Annotated in this window: 16 protein-coding genes; 9 read left to right on the top strand and 7 right to left on the bottom strand. The window is 63.0% G+C overall.

The genetic code is table 11. The annotated features are described in order from the left end of the window. Positions 1 to 7: 7 nt before the first annotated feature. A complete protein-coding gene (locus ACYG9Z_RS21885; RefSeq protein ID WP_031244206.1) occupies positions 8 to 283 on the bottom strand; it encodes a glycine cleavage T C-terminal barrel domain-containing protein in 276 nt (91 codons plus the stop codon). A gap of 127 nt (positions 284 to 410) precedes the next feature. Between ACYG9Z_RS21885 and ACYG9Z_RS21880 the strand changes: the two genes are divergently transcribed. The 4 genes from ACYG9Z_RS21880 to ACYG9Z_RS21865 all read left to right on the top strand — a co-directional run bounded on the left by ACYG9Z_RS21880 (position 411) and on the right by ACYG9Z_RS21865 (position 5,176). Beyond that, positions 411 to 2,570 (top strand): transglycosylase domain-containing protein, encoded by a 2,160-nt coding sequence (locus ACYG9Z_RS21880; RefSeq protein ID WP_023752748.1) that lies wholly within the window; start codon positions 411 to 413, stop codon positions 2,568 to 2,570. Positions 2,571 to 2,643: 73 nt separating this feature from the next. Then, positions 2,644 to 3,228 carry a DUF1214 domain-containing protein gene (locus tag ACYG9Z_RS21875; RefSeq protein ID WP_023752749.1) on the top strand — a complete coding sequence of 195 codons (585 nt, stop codon included), beginning with the start codon at positions 2,644 to 2,646 and terminating at the stop codon, positions 3,226 to 3,228. After that, a complete protein-coding gene (locus ACYG9Z_RS21870) occupies positions 3,221 to 3,769 on the top strand; it encodes a DUF1254 domain-containing protein (RefSeq protein ID WP_023705443.1) in 549 nt (182 codons plus the stop codon). Before ACYG9Z_RS21875 ends, ACYG9Z_RS21870 begins: the two co-directional genes overlap by 8 nt. 396 nt (positions 3,770 to 4,165) lie before the next feature. Next, a complete protein-coding gene (locus ACYG9Z_RS21865) occupies positions 4,166 to 5,176 on the top strand; it encodes a DUF2336 domain-containing protein (protein ID WP_023687233.1) in 1,011 nt (336 codons plus the stop codon). Here the strand turns inward: ACYG9Z_RS21865 and ACYG9Z_RS21860 are convergent. The 3 genes from ACYG9Z_RS21860 to ACYG9Z_RS21850 all read right to left on the bottom strand — a co-directional run bounded on the left by ACYG9Z_RS21860 (position 5,163) and on the right by ACYG9Z_RS21850 (position 8,092). Next, a complete protein-coding gene (locus ACYG9Z_RS21860; RefSeq protein ID WP_023698568.1) occupies positions 5,163 to 5,510 on the bottom strand; it encodes a DUF1491 family protein in 348 nt (115 codons plus the stop codon). The two genes, ACYG9Z_RS21865 and ACYG9Z_RS21860, sit on opposite strands and share 14 nt — an antisense overlap. A gap of 73 nt (positions 5,511 to 5,583) precedes the next feature. Further along, on the bottom strand, positions 5,584 to 6,372 hold the full coding sequence (locus ACYG9Z_RS21855) for a peptidoglycan-binding domain-containing protein (RefSeq protein ID WP_023705444.1): 789 nt from the start codon (positions 6,370 to 6,372) through the stop codon (positions 5,584 to 5,586). Beyond that, entirely contained in the window at positions 6,347 to 8,092 is a 1,746-nt protein-coding gene (locus tag ACYG9Z_RS21850) for a sensor histidine kinase (protein WP_023752750.1), read from the bottom strand. The genes ACYG9Z_RS21855 and ACYG9Z_RS21850 overlap by 26 nt, the downstream gene beginning before the upstream one ends. Before the next feature lie 532 nt (positions 8,093 to 8,624). Between ACYG9Z_RS21850 and ACYG9Z_RS21845 the strand changes: the two genes are divergently transcribed. Continuing rightward, the gene (locus tag ACYG9Z_RS21845; RefSeq protein WP_023684546.1) at positions 8,625 to 8,993 is read left to right on the top strand and encodes a DUF5330 domain-containing protein; all 369 of its coding nucleotides are present in this window, start codon (positions 8,625 to 8,627) and stop codon (positions 8,991 to 8,993) included. Positions 8,994 to 9,109: 116 nt separating this feature from the next. Continuing rightward, positions 9,110 to 9,538 carry a SufE family protein gene (locus ACYG9Z_RS21840; protein WP_023684547.1) on the top strand — a complete coding sequence of 143 codons (429 nt, stop codon included), beginning with the start codon at positions 9,110 to 9,112 and terminating at the stop codon, positions 9,536 to 9,538. A 127-nt stretch (positions 9,539 to 9,665) separates the two neighbouring features. Here the strand turns inward: ACYG9Z_RS21840 and ACYG9Z_RS21835 are convergent, their stop codons facing one another. Both ACYG9Z_RS21835 and ACYG9Z_RS21830 read right to left on the bottom strand, forming a co-directional pair. Then, positions 9,666 to 10,091 carry a Ros/MucR family transcriptional regulator gene (locus ACYG9Z_RS21835; protein ID WP_023673680.1) on the bottom strand — a complete coding sequence of 142 codons (426 nt, stop codon included), beginning with the start codon at positions 10,089 to 10,091 and terminating at the stop codon, positions 9,666 to 9,668. A gap of 413 nt (positions 10,092 to 10,504) precedes the next feature. After that, positions 10,505 to 10,879 carry an SH3 domain-containing protein gene (locus tag ACYG9Z_RS21830; RefSeq protein WP_023702200.1) on the bottom strand — a complete coding sequence of 125 codons (375 nt, stop codon included), beginning with the start codon at positions 10,877 to 10,879 and terminating at the stop codon, positions 10,505 to 10,507. Between the two features lie 114 nt (positions 10,880 to 10,993). Here ACYG9Z_RS21830 and ACYG9Z_RS21825 point away from each other — a divergent pair, with 114 nt between their 5' ends. The 3 genes from ACYG9Z_RS21825 (at position 10,994) to ACYG9Z_RS21815 (ending at position 14,300) form a co-directional block, all read left to right on the top strand. Further along, entirely contained in the window at positions 10,994 to 13,141 is a 2,148-nt protein-coding gene (locus ACYG9Z_RS21825; protein ID WP_023752751.1) for a S9 family peptidase, read from the top strand. Next, complete coding sequence (locus ACYG9Z_RS21820; protein WP_023702202.1) at positions 13,138 to 13,764, top strand: LysE family translocator; 627 nt, start codon at positions 13,138 to 13,140, stop codon at positions 13,762 to 13,764. Before ACYG9Z_RS21825 ends, ACYG9Z_RS21820 begins: the two co-directional genes overlap by 4 nt. Before the next feature lie 146 nt (positions 13,765 to 13,910). Beyond that, positions 13,911 to 14,300, top strand: coding sequence for an SET domain-containing protein (locus tag ACYG9Z_RS21815; protein WP_023752752.1), 390 nt, complete (start codon positions 13,911 to 13,913; stop codon positions 14,298 to 14,300). A gap of 20 nt (positions 14,301 to 14,320) precedes the next feature. On the opposite strand, the gene ACYG9Z_RS21810 is transcribed toward ACYG9Z_RS21815, so the two are convergent. Next, positions 14,321 to 15,271: a cytochrome c gene (locus ACYG9Z_RS21810; RefSeq protein WP_023752753.1), complete on the bottom strand. Its 951-nt coding sequence runs from the start codon at positions 15,269 to 15,271 to the stop codon at positions 14,321 to 14,323.

Raw genomic sequence — 15,271 nt, 5'->3', positions numbered from 1 at the left:
AAACTCCTCATTGCCGCATCGCCTGCCCTCGGGCCGTATGGCGAGCCGGAATAATTCGCGCCGGCCGCTCGACGCCGCCGACAATGTGCACCCAAAGCGCGGTCCCCTCCCCGGCGAATTCGTCGTCCAGCAACGCCAGCGCGACGCTTTTGCCTATTGTGTAGCCATAGCCGCCTGAGGTGACGAATCCGACCCGCCGGCCCTTGTGCCAGTCTGGCTCGAAGCCACTGGCGTCGGCATCGACGGAGCAGAACTCCAGCGTCACGATGCGGGCGGCGCTCAACAAACCGTGCGGTGTGGCCTGGCTGCCCTTGTGAGCCGGGCTGAAATGGAAGAATAGTCTTCGCCGGGTATGCCCGCCCTGAAATTGCCCGCTTGCGGTTCTCAGGTGGGTTGGGTGAGTTTCGGGAATGGCCAGTCCTTTAGAACGACGTCCAAGACGAAGAGGTCCGATCGCCGCCGCACTGCTGGCGGTGGACGCGTGGATCGATTCCTCGCTCTACGAAATCGGCTTCAAGGCCGGCCAGTTCTGGGAATCGGCAACCATTTTTTCGCGGCGCTTCCGAGTCACCGGCTGGCGACGCGGCCTCATCGAGGTGCTGAGCGAAGGTTTTACGATGGGCGCCGGCGGCGTCGTCGTGCTGCTCGCACTCGCGATGCCGGCCTTCCAGATCACCACCGGCGACTGGCGCAGTCAGGGCGATTTCGCCGTCACCTTCCTCGACCGCTACGGCAACGAGATTGGCCAGCGCGGCATCATCCAGCGCGATTCCGTGCCTGTCGACGAGATGCCGGACCATGTCATCAAAGCGGTGCTGGCGACCGAGGACCGGCGCTTCTTCGAGCACTACGGCATCGACGTGCTCGGCCTGTCGCGCGCCATCTTCGAGAATGTGCGGGCCAATTCCGTCGTCCAGGGCGGCTCCAGCATCACCCAGCAGCTGGCCAAGAACCTGTTCCTGTCGAATGAGCGTACCTTCCAGCGCAAGATCAAGGAAGCCTTCCTGTCGCTGTGGCTGGAGGCCAATCTGTCGAAGAAGGAGATCCTGCAGCTCTATCTCGACCGCGCCTATATGGGCGGCGGCACGTTCGGCATCGAGGCGGCGGCGGATTTCTATTTCGGCAAGAGCGTCAAGGATCTGAACCTCGCCGAGGCGGCGATGCTGGCCGGCCTGTTCAAGGCGCCGACCAAATACGCCCCGCACATCAACCTGCCCGCCGCCCGTGCTCGCGCCAATGTGGTGCTGTCGAACCTCGTCGATTCCGGTTTCATGACCGAAGGCCAGGTGCTGCAGGCAAGGCTGCATCCGGCCGAGATCGTCGACCGCGGCGAGCAGAAGAGCCCGGACTATTACCTCGACTGGGCCTTCGATGAGGTCAAGAAGATCGCCAAGCCCGGCCAGCATTCGCTGGTCGCCCACACCACTTTCGACGCCAACATCCAGAAAGCGGCGGAGGAATCCGTCGAATTCCATCTCCGCCAGTTCGGCAAGGAATACAACGTCACCGAGGGCGCCGTTGTAGTGATCGAGACCAATGGCGCGGTGCGGGCCATTGTCGGCGGCCGCGACTATGGCGCAAGCCAGTTCAACCGCGCCACCAAGGCGCTGCGCCAGACCGGCTCCTCGTTCAAACCTTACGTCTACGCCACCGCCATGGAGCACGGGTTCACCCCGGACTCCGTCGTCTCAGGCGGGCCGATCAGCTGGGGCGGCTGGTCACCGCACAATTACAATGGCGGCTCGGCCGGCAATGTGACGCTGATCACGGCGATCGCCAAATCGATCAACACCGTGCCGGTACGGCTGGCCAAGGACTATCTCGGCATCGGCCCGATCAAGGCGATGGCCGAATCATTCGGCGTGGAATCGCCGCTGGAGTCGCACAAGACCATGGTGCTCGGCACATCGGGCATGACGGTCATGGACCAGGCGACGGGCTACAGTGTGTTCGCGCAGAACGGCTTCGCCGGCTCGCGGCACGGCATCACCCAGCTCGTCACCCGCACCGGCGACGTCGTCTACGACTTTGCCAAGGATGCGCCGGCGCCGCATCGGGTTCTGTCGGAACAGGCTCTGAAATACATGAACACCATGCTGGCTGCGGTGCCGGCGATCGGCACCGCGCGGCGCGCGCAGCTGCCCAACATCGTCGTCGCCGGCAAGACGGGGACGACGCAATCCTATCGCGACGCCTGGTTCGTCGGCTTCACCGGCAATTACACGGCTGCCGTCTGGCTCGGCAATGACGACTTCACCCCGACCCGCAACATGACCGGAGGCACGCTGCCGGCGATGGTGTGGCAGCGGCTGATGGTCTACGCGCACCAGAATATCGACCTGAAGCCGATCCCCGGCCTCGACAAGCCCTTCGTCGACGAAGAGATCGCGGCCAAGGCCGAGGAAGCGGAGAAGAAAAATGCCGATCAGGCAGCCGCCGATGCCGCGGCCGAGCGCCCGGCGGTGCTGTCCAGCCGCACGACACAGACGCTGCGCGAGATGACCAAGGTGTTCCAGGCCGCGCCCGTGCTCGGCTCGCCGCAGACACCGGAGACCCTGTCGGCGCTTTGATTCCACAGCGCTGCTTGCTCTGCGGCCTGCCCCGCTATATCCCCGAACGATAATTCTCTCGTCCCGGTTCTTCATGCTCAAGACCGCCTTTTTCACGCTGCTTTCGCTTGCCATAGCCATCGGCCTCGGCGGCGGCAGCGTCTGGTATGCGCTGCAGGCGCAGAGCGGCGTCGGCGCGATCAGCATCGGCCAATGGACCGCCTTCCCCGAGATCGGCACGCAAGATGCCGACCCCTATTCGAAGGCGCGCGTGGCGCGCGAGGGCGTGCTGGCGCTCGGCAAGGCCGAGGGCTTGTCCTTCATCGCCGAACGCGATGCGGCCGGCGATGAGCTTCAGCGGCAATGCGACTACAGGATCGAGGGCAGTTTCCCCACCGCCCGGTTCTGGACGCTCTATGCCGCGGATCAATCGCTCGGCGTGGTCGACACCGGCAAGCCAAGGCTGGCGGCGCTGCAATCCTACCAAGTGCTGCGTCAGCCCGACAATTCGGTGATCATTGCCGTCGGCAACCGTCCGGCCCCCGGCAATTGGCTTCTGACCGAAGGTTCTGGTCGGATGTATTTCGTGCTCACCTTCTACGACACGCCGATTGCCTCAAGCACCGGCCTTTCCGACGTGTCGCTGCCCCGGATCGTCAAGGCTGGCTGCAATGCGTAGGTTGCTGCACGCCATCCTGCTCGGCCTGGTCGGCGCCGGCATCATCCACATCGTGGTGCTTTTGCTGGTGCCGGAATTTACCGAGCGCGATGCCTGGTCACGGCTGGCGATGGCGTCCGACCTCTACAAGATGACCAGGCTGGATGCCGAGGCGGGCGGCGCGCCGGTGGTGAAGTCGGTGGATCCGCTGTTTTACGCCGCCGCCTGCCGCTTCGACCTTGCCGAAGGCATGGTGCGGATCAAGGCGCCGGGCAGCGTGCCGTTCTGGTCGGTGTCGGTCTATGACCGCAACGGCCACAACTTCTATTCATTCAACGACCGCACGGCGACCGGCAACAAGCTGGACACCGTGGTGCTGACGCCGGCACAGATGATCGACGTGCGTAGGGAGCTTCCCGAAGACCTGCAAGGGGCGATCTTCGTCGAGGCGCCGATCGAGGAAGGCATCTTCGTCATCCGCGCCTTCGTGCCTGACGACAGCTGGAAGCCGGTTGTGTCGCAGTTCCTGGACCAGAGCTCCTGCGAACTGCAGGACTACTGACCTCAGCCCGACGACCAGCAAATTCAGTGGTGCGGAACAGGCGTCCGTGGTGTGCCCGGCTGGTCCGCCGGTCGCGCCTGGCCCGCCAATGGCCGATGCTCGTAGCGGACGCCGGGAAAAATGATCACCGCCGCCGGCGTACCGGTGTCCTGAACTGCTCGATTGACTGGTGCCGATCGCGGCACGAAAGACAGTACCATGCCCATGGTTCGCGTATTCCTCTCGGTTGCCCCGGAGCACAACGCAACGCCTCCAAATGTGATTAAGGCCGGCAGAGGGTTAACGGAGCGCTAACGGATCGCGGCTAATTTGATGTTTGTTCCAGGCCTTGCGCGAAACCGACACAGTTGCGGTTGAGCATGGTCCGGGTTGTGTCGAGTATCGGGCGTATCTTCCGTGTCAGCTTCGGATTTCAGGCAAATCGCCATACGGACGGAATCGGGAAAAGCCGAAAGGCTGTTTCGCGCCGCCGTGTCGGCGTTCTGCTCGCTGACCCGCCCGTCGCGCCGCGAGATCGCCCAGCTCGAGGATCTGACGCTGCCGCTGTTCGACAGCGTGCCGGTCGAATCGCGCCGCTATGTCGCCGCCGCCCTGTCCGAATGCGAATATGCGCCGGCCGCCCTGGTGCGGCGGCTTTGCGAGGAGCCGGTCGATGTCTGCGCGCCCTTGCTGGTCCGTTCGCGGGCGCTGGGCGATATCGACCTGATCGCGCTGATCGGCCGCCACGGCCTGCCGCATGCGCGCGCCATTGCCCGCCGCAAGGATTTGAACCCGACCATCGCGCAGTTGATCAAGGCGCTGGAAAAGCCGACCCTGGTGCGCGTGCGGCAGCCCGAGCCGATCGCCGACGTGGCGGGCGCCGACGCCGAAGCCGCTGCCGCCGCTCCCAGCGCACCAAAACTGCCCGGCAGCGCCGCCGAAACCGCCAGGCGCCGCCTGCGCTCGATGATGCTCGCCGAGGGCGAGGCGACATCGGTCAATCCCTTCGCCGGCTCAGCAACTTACAGCAAGCTGCGCGAGACGGCGCTGACCGGCAACGCCGCCTTCTTCCAGACCGCGCTTGCCGACGCGCTCGATATCGACTTCTCCACGGCGCGGTCGCTGACCAAGCATTCGAGCTATGTCTCGCTGCTCGCCGCGCTGCGGGCGCTCGACCTCAGTGAGGACAGGGCATTCCTGATCGTGGTCGCGGTGTACCCCCGGGAGTTTCCGCACCCGCAGGCGATCCGCATCTTCCTCGACCGCTACCGGCTGCTGCATCACGAGGCGGCGCTCGACAAGGTGCGCGGCTGGAAGGCCGAAACATTGTCGCGAGCGGTGCGCGGCAACACCCCTGTCGCCGCGAATGGCGACCAAGCGCCGGACGTCGACAAAGCCAGCTTAGGGGCCAGCCTCAAGGCGTCTTGACGGAGAGAAGCTCCTCGACGGAAACCGTTCCGGCCTCGATCTCGACCACCCAGATGTCGGGATCGAATTTTTTCTCCCGCTCAAGCCTGGCGTCAAGCGCGGCGGCATCGTCGCCGGCGCCGAGCAGCGTGAAAAAGCGATCATCCGGTTTGTCCGAATCGTAGCTCGTCTGCGGCGCCGGGCCGAACAGGGAGACGTCGCCCAGCCTGCCGCGGGAGAGCACGAAGACAGCGCCGGCCTCGGTCGCGCCACGCTTGACGACGGCCGCAAAGCCGCCGGCGCCGAAGACACGGCGCAGCAGGGCCGACACCCAAAACTCGGTGGTTACGCGCATGACGAGGCTCCGGAGGACATGCGCGGCGTCTTAGCCGGATTTTCGTCTATCCGCGAGCGGTCGTCTTGACCACTCAATTGGTCAGGCCGATCTCGCGCATCTTGACGTAGACGACCTCGTCGGGCTCGCCCGTTTCCGGCAGGCCGAACAGCGACTGGAATTCCTTGATCGCCGCCTTGGTGCGGGCGCCGACGACGCCGTCGAGCTGCATGTCGTCATTGCCGAATGCCTTCAGGCCGGCCTGGATCTTGACGATGCGGGCATCGGGCGCCTGGGCGGATACCGACGCGGAAACCGGGATGGGCGCAGGCGCGGCCTCGGGCGCGGCGACGGGAGCAGCGGCCATATCCACGGGCCTCGGCACAGGATGCGGGATGCCAGCCGTGGTCTGCTTGGCGCCGAGCTGGTCGAGCAGCACAGCATCGATCTCGCCGGACGCCGGCAGGCCAACCTTCTGCTGGTATGCCTGGATCGCCTTTTGGGTATTCGGCCCGGAAATGCCGTCGACCGTTCCCGTGTAGAAATCGAGATCCTTCAGGATGCCCTGGACCTGCTCGACGGTCGGGTCGCTTTTGACCGGTGCCGGGCCGGGCCGCAGGATGTTGATGGTGGTTTCGGGTTCGTCCGCGCCGGGGTGCGGAAAACCCTCGATGCTGCGGGTGGCGAAGAAGGCGCCGGCATGCGGAAACGGCTGGTACCACAGCGCGTTGGCGGAAACGTAGAACAGCGTCACCAGGAAGGCGGTCGACCCGCCGACCAGGACCGGATTGCGCGAGATCGCGCCGCCGAGCGCAATCGCGCCGGCCTCGAACGCGCCGCTGCGGCGCTTGACCGCCTTAGGCTGTTTTGCGGAGCGAGCCATTCCTGTCCCCTTTCGCGTCGCCTTTCGTCCTGGTCGCGGGCATCGGCAGCACGCCGTTCCTGTCGGTCGCGCTCCTCTTCGGCCCGTTCACCGGCAGGCTGATCGTGACCGTCGTCCCCTCGCCCGGCATGCTTTCGATCGACATCGTGCCGTCGTGCAGCGCCACCAGGCCCTTGACCAGCGACAGGCCGAGCCCGGTGCCCTCGAAGCGGCGCGTATAGTCGTTCTGGATCTGCATGAACGGCTTGCCGAGATTGACAAAATCTTCCTCGGCGATGCCGATGCCGGTGTCCCTGACCCAGAAATGCAGCCGCGAGCCGATCCGCTTGGCGCCGACGACGACATTGCCGCCATCGGGCGTGAACTTGACCGCATTGGAGACGAGGTTGATCAGGATCTGCTGCACGGCACGACGGTCGGCATTGATCTCGCCGGCGTCCGGCGCAATCTGCGCCTGGAGACCGATGTTCTTGGCATTGGCCTGCAGCTGCATCATCGACTGGCACATCTCGACCGCTTCGATAAAGCGGAACGGCTCGGGCTCGGTCGCGTAGGCGCCGGCCTCGATCCTCGAGACATCAAGGATGGAGGTGACGACGGCAAGCAGATGCTGACCCGACTCCTTCACCAGGCTGACATACTCCTTCTGGCGCGGGTCCTTGAAGCCGCCGAACATCTCATGCAGCAGCATGTCGGAAAAACCGATGATGGCGTTGAGCGGCGTCCGAAGCTCATGGCTGACGACCGCCAGGAAGCGGCCCTTCGCCACCTCGGCCGACGCTGCGGCCTCAGTGGCGGCAGCAAGCTCGTCGCGCAATTCGGCAGTCTCGTCGTTCTCGCGCAGCAGCAGAGTGAAGGTCTCCTGCTGCTCTTCGGCGCGCATCAGTTCGAGCTGAAATGGCCGGTAATTGTCGGCCGTCGAGGCGCTGCCGTCCTGCGGCAGCCTAACCCGAAGATCGAGCCGGCGCGCCAAGGCGCCATCGCGCATGTCGGCAAGCGCGCTGAGATAAGCGACGCGATCGGACAGGTGGATGCGGTCGAACAGCCCGGCGCCGAAAAGCAGTTCCGGGGGCAGCTTCAGGATGGTGCGCGCCTTGGCCGAGGCATCCAGGACCTCGCCATGCCGGGCGACATGCAGGACAACGGCGTCGATCATGTCTTCAAGGCGGTCGTTTGGAAGCAGCGCGGGCTGCGCGCGTGCGGCATCGCCGAGGGCTGCGAGCCGGGGTACCAGCATTAGGCCCCAGGCGAGCGGCAGCAGCCAGTGCCACGCCGCGACTTGCGCCCCGCCGAGCGGGACGACAGAGCCGACAAAGGGCTGCAGCAGCATTGCGGCCAAAGCTGAGAGGCCGCCCCAAAGAGCCGCGCGCTTTGAACCGCCGATCCACCAGGCCTCGAATGGCAGTGCCAGGGCCAGCAGCGCAACCGGCGACGCCAGGCCGCCTGCTGCCGCGACGGCGCCGGCAAGCGCAAGACCGCCGGCGGCAAGGGCAACCTGGGCTGCCAGCGTCATCTTGCCCGACGCCGCCACCAGCAAGGCGGCGAACCAGCAAAGACCGAAGGCGGCGAAAATGGTTGCGACAGTGACGGCGGCGCCCATGCCCGAGGTGACCAGTGTCACCGCCGCACCGGCGGCGAAGAACGGAGCGGCAAGCATGATGCCGATGAACCGGCGCTGGCGCAGGCGATCGCCCTGGCCGATGATGGCCGGATGGACCATGCGTTCGCAACCGGCCGCCAGCGCGCCAGGCAGTTCAATATATCTGGCAGTTGTCAAACTCAACGCACTCGCACCCGGTCGTGACTGCCCCTGCTTTGCAGGTCGCTTTTGCTTGTTTGAAACTCGCATCCAGCGTTTAAGGAATGAATAAGGCTGACCGGAACAACGAGCGCGCTGCGGCAAAAATTGGAGCGCCGGCACCGGAATGCACCGCCATTTGTAGCCATAGTAAACGGAGCGTTATGTGCAAAGGGCGTGCCCGTGGCTGCGAAACCCTGAGCCGGCATGCCTGCTCTTCTGAAGATATCCATGCGCAACAATCGCTTAGATGGTTACTGCAAGGTTAAGAAAATTGTCGTCATTTGAGGCTAATGCACTGCAAAACGCCTCGCTTCGAATTTGCCTAAAATTTGAGGAAAATTTTCACTGAGCAGGAAAGCCGTCCTTTGCGCTTCATGTGCCATTGTCGCTGATATAAAGAGGTCATTGCGCATGGACGCATGATCCGGTCATTGGACGAGAGGGCAGATCGATGGGCTTTTTGATAAGAATGGCGTTCTGGTTTTCGCTGGTGTTGCTGGCGCTGCCGCTGACCGTCGGCCCCGACGAGGATGGCCGCGAGAGCGTCGGGCCGTTCCAGGCGCTTTTTGCGGCGCGCGAAGCGGTCGGCGACATCGCCGGCATTTGCGAGCGTAAGCCGGACGTCTGCGAAACCGGCAAGTCGGCGATGCACACGATCAGCGCCCGGGCCAAGGAAACCGCCAAGATCGCCGCCGCCATGCTGGACGACAAGAGCGCCGAGACCTCGCCCGATACATCGCTGGCCACCGGCAGCGTCGCCAAGGACATCGTGCTGCCGGCGACAGTCAACATACCTGCCAAGCTGGTGGCGAAGAACTAAACACCGTTTCAGCTGTATCTACAGCGACACCGCAGGCCGGTCGGACCTCTCGATGCCTGCGGTGCTTTTCTTCTTTTTCCGTGACGCCGCAGCTGCGGATGACTATATCCCGAGCAATGGCCACGACGATCCAGACGATCCGCGACGACTTCTCCCTGCTCGACGAGTGGGAAGACCGCTATCGCTATGTCATCGAGCTCGGCGAAGCGCTGCCGCCATTTCCCGACGCCGAACGCAACGCCGCCAACAAGGTGCCGGGCTGCGTCAGCCAGGTCTGGCTGACCACGAGCCGAGCGCCGGGCGCCGATCCGGTCATCACCTTCACAGGCGATTCAGACGCTCATATCGTGCGCGGTCTGGTCGCCATCATGCTGGCGCTGTTTTCGGGACGGACTGCCAGCCAGATCCTTGAAACGGACGCAGAGGCGACGCTGAGGTCGCTTGGCCTCGACGAACATCTGTCGCCGCAGCGGGCCAATGGCCTGCGCTCGATGGTCAAGCGCATCAAGCGCGACGCCGAGATGGCTCTCAAGCAGACTGCTTGATTGCTCTATCTTCTCTTCTTTCGACGCAATTCCCAAGAGAAAGCGCTCGGCAGTTTTCCTGGAATTGTTCTAGAAACAAAAACGGCGCCGTAAGGGGCGCCGTTGATCTTGTCCATTTGGAGCGGTGTTACCGCCCCTTGCGCTTGCGGCCGAGGCCCATCTTCTTGGCCAGCTGCGAACGGGCAGCGGCATAGTTAGGGGCAACCATCGGATAGCTGGCGTCGAGATTCCACTTCTCGCGGTATTCATCGGGCGTCAGACCGTAGTGGGTCATCAAGTGACGCTTCAGCGACTTAAACTTCTTGCCATCTTCAAGGCAGACGATGTAGTCGTCGTGGACAGAGCGCTTCGGGTTTACCGCAGGCTTCTGCTTGTCGGCCGGAGGCTGTTCGCTTGCTCCGCCCACGCGCCCGAGAGCGGCATGGACATCAGCGATAAGGTTCGGCAGTTCGCCGACCGGCACGGGATTGTTGCTGACATAGGCTGCCACCACATCGGCGGTCAGTTCGATCAGCGCATCGCTATTTCTGGAAGGTGTTTCGACGATATCCATGGTTTAGGCCCCAACGAAGGATGTTTCTGTTTGCGCCCTTTTTGGAAGATCGGGCATGGCGCGAATTTCACGCGGGAAGAGCTTCATGGATTCGCGTCCGGGCATCTTAATGAGCCCACAGACAAAGTAAGTCAATTCGCATCTTGCGCTATATTCAACGATATTCATCGAATAGTCGCTCTTCAGCTTCAATCTTTCGTGCACTCTGTAACTTCGCGATATTTTCTGGTCGGACCAGGACTAGCATGACGTAAGGTCACGCCATCGCTAAAATCAGCAAGGACTCATAAAGTGGGCAGCGATGCTTGGTCTATGCTTCAAGGTTTGGGCAGCTGATTGTCGGATTCGTACCAAACCGCAAGTTGCAAAGGGTTGGCGAAACCCGCCGAAGAAGATCTTCGGTCTGACCGGATTCAATACGGCGTGAGGTATTTTCCATAGACCCAGCCACTAACAAAACCACCATTTTGCGCCGGGTCGTGCCAAACTTGACACCATTGATAGCGAATTGCCTGTTTCTGTTTCCAGTGCGGCTGGCCGGCGATCTCCAGAAGATTCAAGCCGCCGGTGCACTTGCCGGTCATCTGCAGGATCGTCCCGTTGGGATAGGCGGCCTGCTTCTGCGAGGTGCCGGACGGATATTTGCGAACGTTGAGCGTGTCGCCGAACGGCACGCCAGCCACTTGCCAAGCGGCGAACGCGGTTGCATGAGACTGGCCGGTGAAAGCCAGAACGGTCGAAGCGACGACGGCGAGAGCCGCAGCGGTGTTGATATGGAAATTCATCATCCTCTCCTTTTGGCTCATCTCCCGAGCCCGCCGCAACCAATACATCCCGGCCCTTGAACCCGTGCTGATCGGCGTGTTCATTTGCCATTCAAGTAATTTCTTCAGTGAGACGCAATGACCAAGACCTCAGCTTTTCCGACCGCCAGCCCGCCGAGCCCCGAGAAACACCCCGTCTTCGACACGCATCACGGCATTACCCGCACAGATGACTATGCCTGGCTGAGGGCCGAGAACTGGCAGGCGATGTTCAGGGACCCTTCCCTGCTTGAGGGCCGCATCCGCGCCCATCTCGAAGCCGAAAACGCCTATCAAGCAGTGCTTATGGCCGATACGCTAGAGCTTCGGAAGCAGCTGTTCGGCGAGATGAAGGGGCGCATCAAGGAAGATGATTCGACGGTGCCGATGAAGGATGGCCCCTATGCTTACGGCGCATCCTTCAAGCTTGGCGGCGAACAGCCCCGCTATTTCCGCATGCCGCGCGATGGCGGCGATGAGCAGATCCTGCTCGATGGCGACGCGGAAGCCGAGGGCAAGCCCTATTTCCGCCTCGGCGGCGTCGACCATTCGGCCGATCACCGCAAGCTGTTGTGGGCGTTCGACGACAAGGGCTCTGAATTCTTCACACTTCGCGTGCGCGATCTCACCAGCGGCAAGGAACTGAGCGACCAGATCGAGGCCACCAGTGGTGGCGGCGTCTGGAATGCCGCCGATGACGGTTTCTTCTACACAAGGCTCGACGACAATCATCGTCCGTCCAAGGTGCTGTTCCACGCGCTCGGCGGCAGCCCACTTAATGACCGGCTGACCTATGAGGAAACCGATCCCGGCTTCTTCATGGATGTCGGCGGCACGCGCTCCAACGAATGGATCATGATCGGGATCAACGATCACGAAACCTCGGAATATCACCTGATGCGCGCCGATGAGCCTTTCGCCGAGCCAAAGCTGGTGGCAAAGCGCGAGACCGGCCTGCAATATGATCTGGAAGAAGGCGGCGACATCTTCTTCATCCTCACCAATGCCGACGGCGCCAAGGACTTCAAGATCATGACGGCGCCGGCTGATGACCCGGTTCGCGCCAATTGGGAAGAGCTGGTGGCGCACGAGCCAGGCCGGCTGATCCTGTCGGTGGTCGGCTTCAGGGATCATATGGTCAGGCTCGAACGCAAGGAAGGGCTGCCGCGCATCGTCGTGCGCGATCGCCGCAGCAGCGAGGAGCATCTGATCTCGTTCGACGAAGAGGCGTTCTCGCTCGGCCTGTCGGGGTCCTATGAATACGACACCGAGATCATGCGCTTCACCTATTCGTCGATGACGACCCCGGCGCAGGTCTTCGACTACAATATGCGCAGCCGCGAGCGTGTGCTGCTGAAGACCCAGGAAGTGCCGTCCGGTCACAATCCGGATCATTATGTCACGCGCCGGTTGATGGCGCCGGCCGCCGATGGCGAACTGGTGCCGGTCTCGCTGCTGCACCACCGCGACACGCCGCTCGATGGCTCCGCACCGTGCCTGCTTTACGGCTACGGCTCTTACGGCATTGCCATTCCGGCGGCGTTCAACACCAACTGGTTCTCGCTGGTCGACCGTGGCTTTGTCTTTGCCATCGCCCATGTCCGCGGCGGCAAGGACAAGGGCTATGGCTGGTATGACGACGGCAAACGGGCGCACAAGATGAACACGTTCACCGATTTCATCGCCGTCGCGCAGCATCTCGTCGCCGAGCGTTACACCCAACACGACCGCATCGTCGCGCAAGGCGGCTCGGCCGGCGGCATGCTGATGGGTGCGATCGCCAACATGGCGCCGCAAAATTTCGGCGCCATCGTTGCCGAGGTCCCCTTTGTCGACGTGCTGACCACGATGCTCGACGCAAGCTTGCCGCTGACGCCGCCGGAGTGGCCGGAATGGGGCAACCCGATCGCGTCGGCGGAAGATTACCAAACGATCGCCGCCTACTCACCCTATGACAATGTCGCCGATCACGACTACCCGCCGATCCTGGCGCTGGCCGGCCTCACCGATCCGCGCGTCACCTATTGGGAGCCGGCCAAATGGGTGGCGCGGCTGCGCGAGCGCAAGAGCGGCGACAATCCGGTGCTGTTCAAGATCAACATGGATTCCGGCCATGCCGGCGCCTCCGGCCGCTTTTCAAGGCTGGAGGAGATCGCCTATACCTACTCCTTCGCGCTCAAGGTTACGGCCAAGCCCGAACCCGAGGTTACGGGCAAGGCTGAGAATGCAACGGAGGCGTCGCAATGATCGATCTATCCACCTTGACGGCTTACATAGCGGTTGTGCTTGGCTTTGTGTTTATTCCAGGCCCAGCCACGCTTTTGACGGTCACGCGAGCGACGAGTTCCGGAACCAGGGTCGGCGTCGCGACGGGCGCGGGCGTCGCGGCTGGCGATGTGTTCCATACCATCATGGCGATGGTCGGCATTTCGGCGATCATCGCCACTTCGGCAACGCTGTTCAGCGTCGTAAAATATATCGGCGCGGCGTATCTCGTTTACCTCGGCATCCGCGCAATCATCGAGAGAATACCGGCCGACCCTACTGCCGGCGCACTCGCGATCTCCGCCAGCAAGGCGTTTCGTCAAGCTGTCCTGACCGAAGTGCTTAACCCAAAGACGGCGCTTTTCTTCCTCGCCTTCCTGCCCCAGTTCGTGCGGCCTGAAAACGGATCGGTGATGCTCCAGCTGATGACGCTGGGCATAATCTTTGTTCTGCTCGGCCTTTTCAGCACAGTCGTCTTTGCCGTGAGTGCGGGCCGGCTCGGCACGTTCCTGCGCCGCAATCCGTCGGTGGTGAAATGGCAAGGCAAGGTGGTTGGCGGCATCTACTGCGCGTTAGGCGTCCGTCTGGCCTTGCAGCAGCGCTGATGTCGAAGCGCCAGGCGCGCCCGTCGAGGCGCGCCGGTCGTCACTTTTTGAATTCCGGGCTGCTCATTTTCACTCGCATTTGCAATGGCTGCGCGCTACCCAATGCGCGCCACCTTCCAGACCATGACATACGCAAAGGGGCCACTATGTTGCTCGTCGACACCTATCTCGAGAAATCCCCGATCCAGGGCATCGGTGTTTTCGCCAGGAACCACATTGCCAAGGGCACGCTGGTCTGGAAGCTCGACCCCAGATTCGACCGGATCATCGACGTCGAGACCTATGAAGGCGAGAGCGGCCCGGTGAAGAACTATCTCGACCGTTATTCCTATCCAGACCGCCGGGATCCGCACTACATCGTCTTCGAAGCCGACGACGCCCGCTACATGAACCATGACGACGAACCGAATTGCGACGTCTCCTCGCCCGAGGAAACCTATGCCTTGCGCGACATCGCACCCGGCGAGGAACTGACCTGCAATTACAGCCATTTCTTCGAGACGGGCTTCGACTTCCTCGGCGATCGCCACCTGTAGATCGCCACCTGTGGCCGGGATCACTTGGCCGGCTTGCTGCGCACCGGGTAGCCGTTGGGATGCGGCGGCACCGCCTTGAGATAGGCGGCTATTGCCGCGCGATCTTCCGGCGGCAGTTCGGCCATGTTGCGCTGCACGTCGACCATGGCGCCGCCGACCGAATCGAAATCAGGGGTAAAACCGGTTTCGAGATAGTTGGCGATGTCGGCTTCCGACCAGTCACCGAGCCCGCCCTCGCCCGATGTGATGTTCGGCACGACGCCGCTGCCTTCGGCTGCCGACGCGCCAGCCAGCCACTGGCTCTTCCTAGTGGCGCCGGTGAAGTCGCGCGGCGTGTGGCATTCGCCGCAATGGCCGGGTCCCTCGACCAGATAGCGGCCGGCCAGTACCGGATCAGGCGTGCCATCGGCAAAGGCAATCACCGGCTCCTTGCTGAGATAGAGCCGCTTCCACAGGCCGAGGCCGCGACGGATGTTGAAGGGGAAACTCAGCGAATTGTCCGGCGCCTTGCCGGCCACCGCCGGCAGCGTCTTCAGGAACGCATAGAGATCGGCAATATCAGCCGGCTTCATGCGGGCGTAGGATGTGTAGGGGAAGGCCGGATAGAAATGCTCGCCCGACGGCGACACGCCCTTCAGCATGGCGTTGGCAAGGTCCTCGACCGTCCAGGCGCCGATGCCGTCCTTGGGATCCTGCGAGATGTTGGGCGGCACGAAGGTGCCGAACGGCGTCTTGAGCTCGAGGCCGCCGACCAGTTGCAAACGGCCGTCGCCTTGCGAGCCCGGCTTGGCGTGACAGGAGGTGCAGCCGCCGGCATTGAAAATGCGCTTCCCCCTGGCGGCGTCGCCGGGGCCGAGCTGCGCCAGGGTGCCAGTGTCGAGCTTGACCGGCGCCGACAGGAACCAGCCGGCGCCGGCACCGACGACGCCCAGGACAAGGGCGGCGCCGACAAATTTTTTCCACAAGGGCAT

The sequence above is a fragment of the Mesorhizobium sp. RSR380A genome, from assembly GCF_054719385.1.
This window is presented reverse-complemented; position numbering and strand designations above follow the sequence as displayed.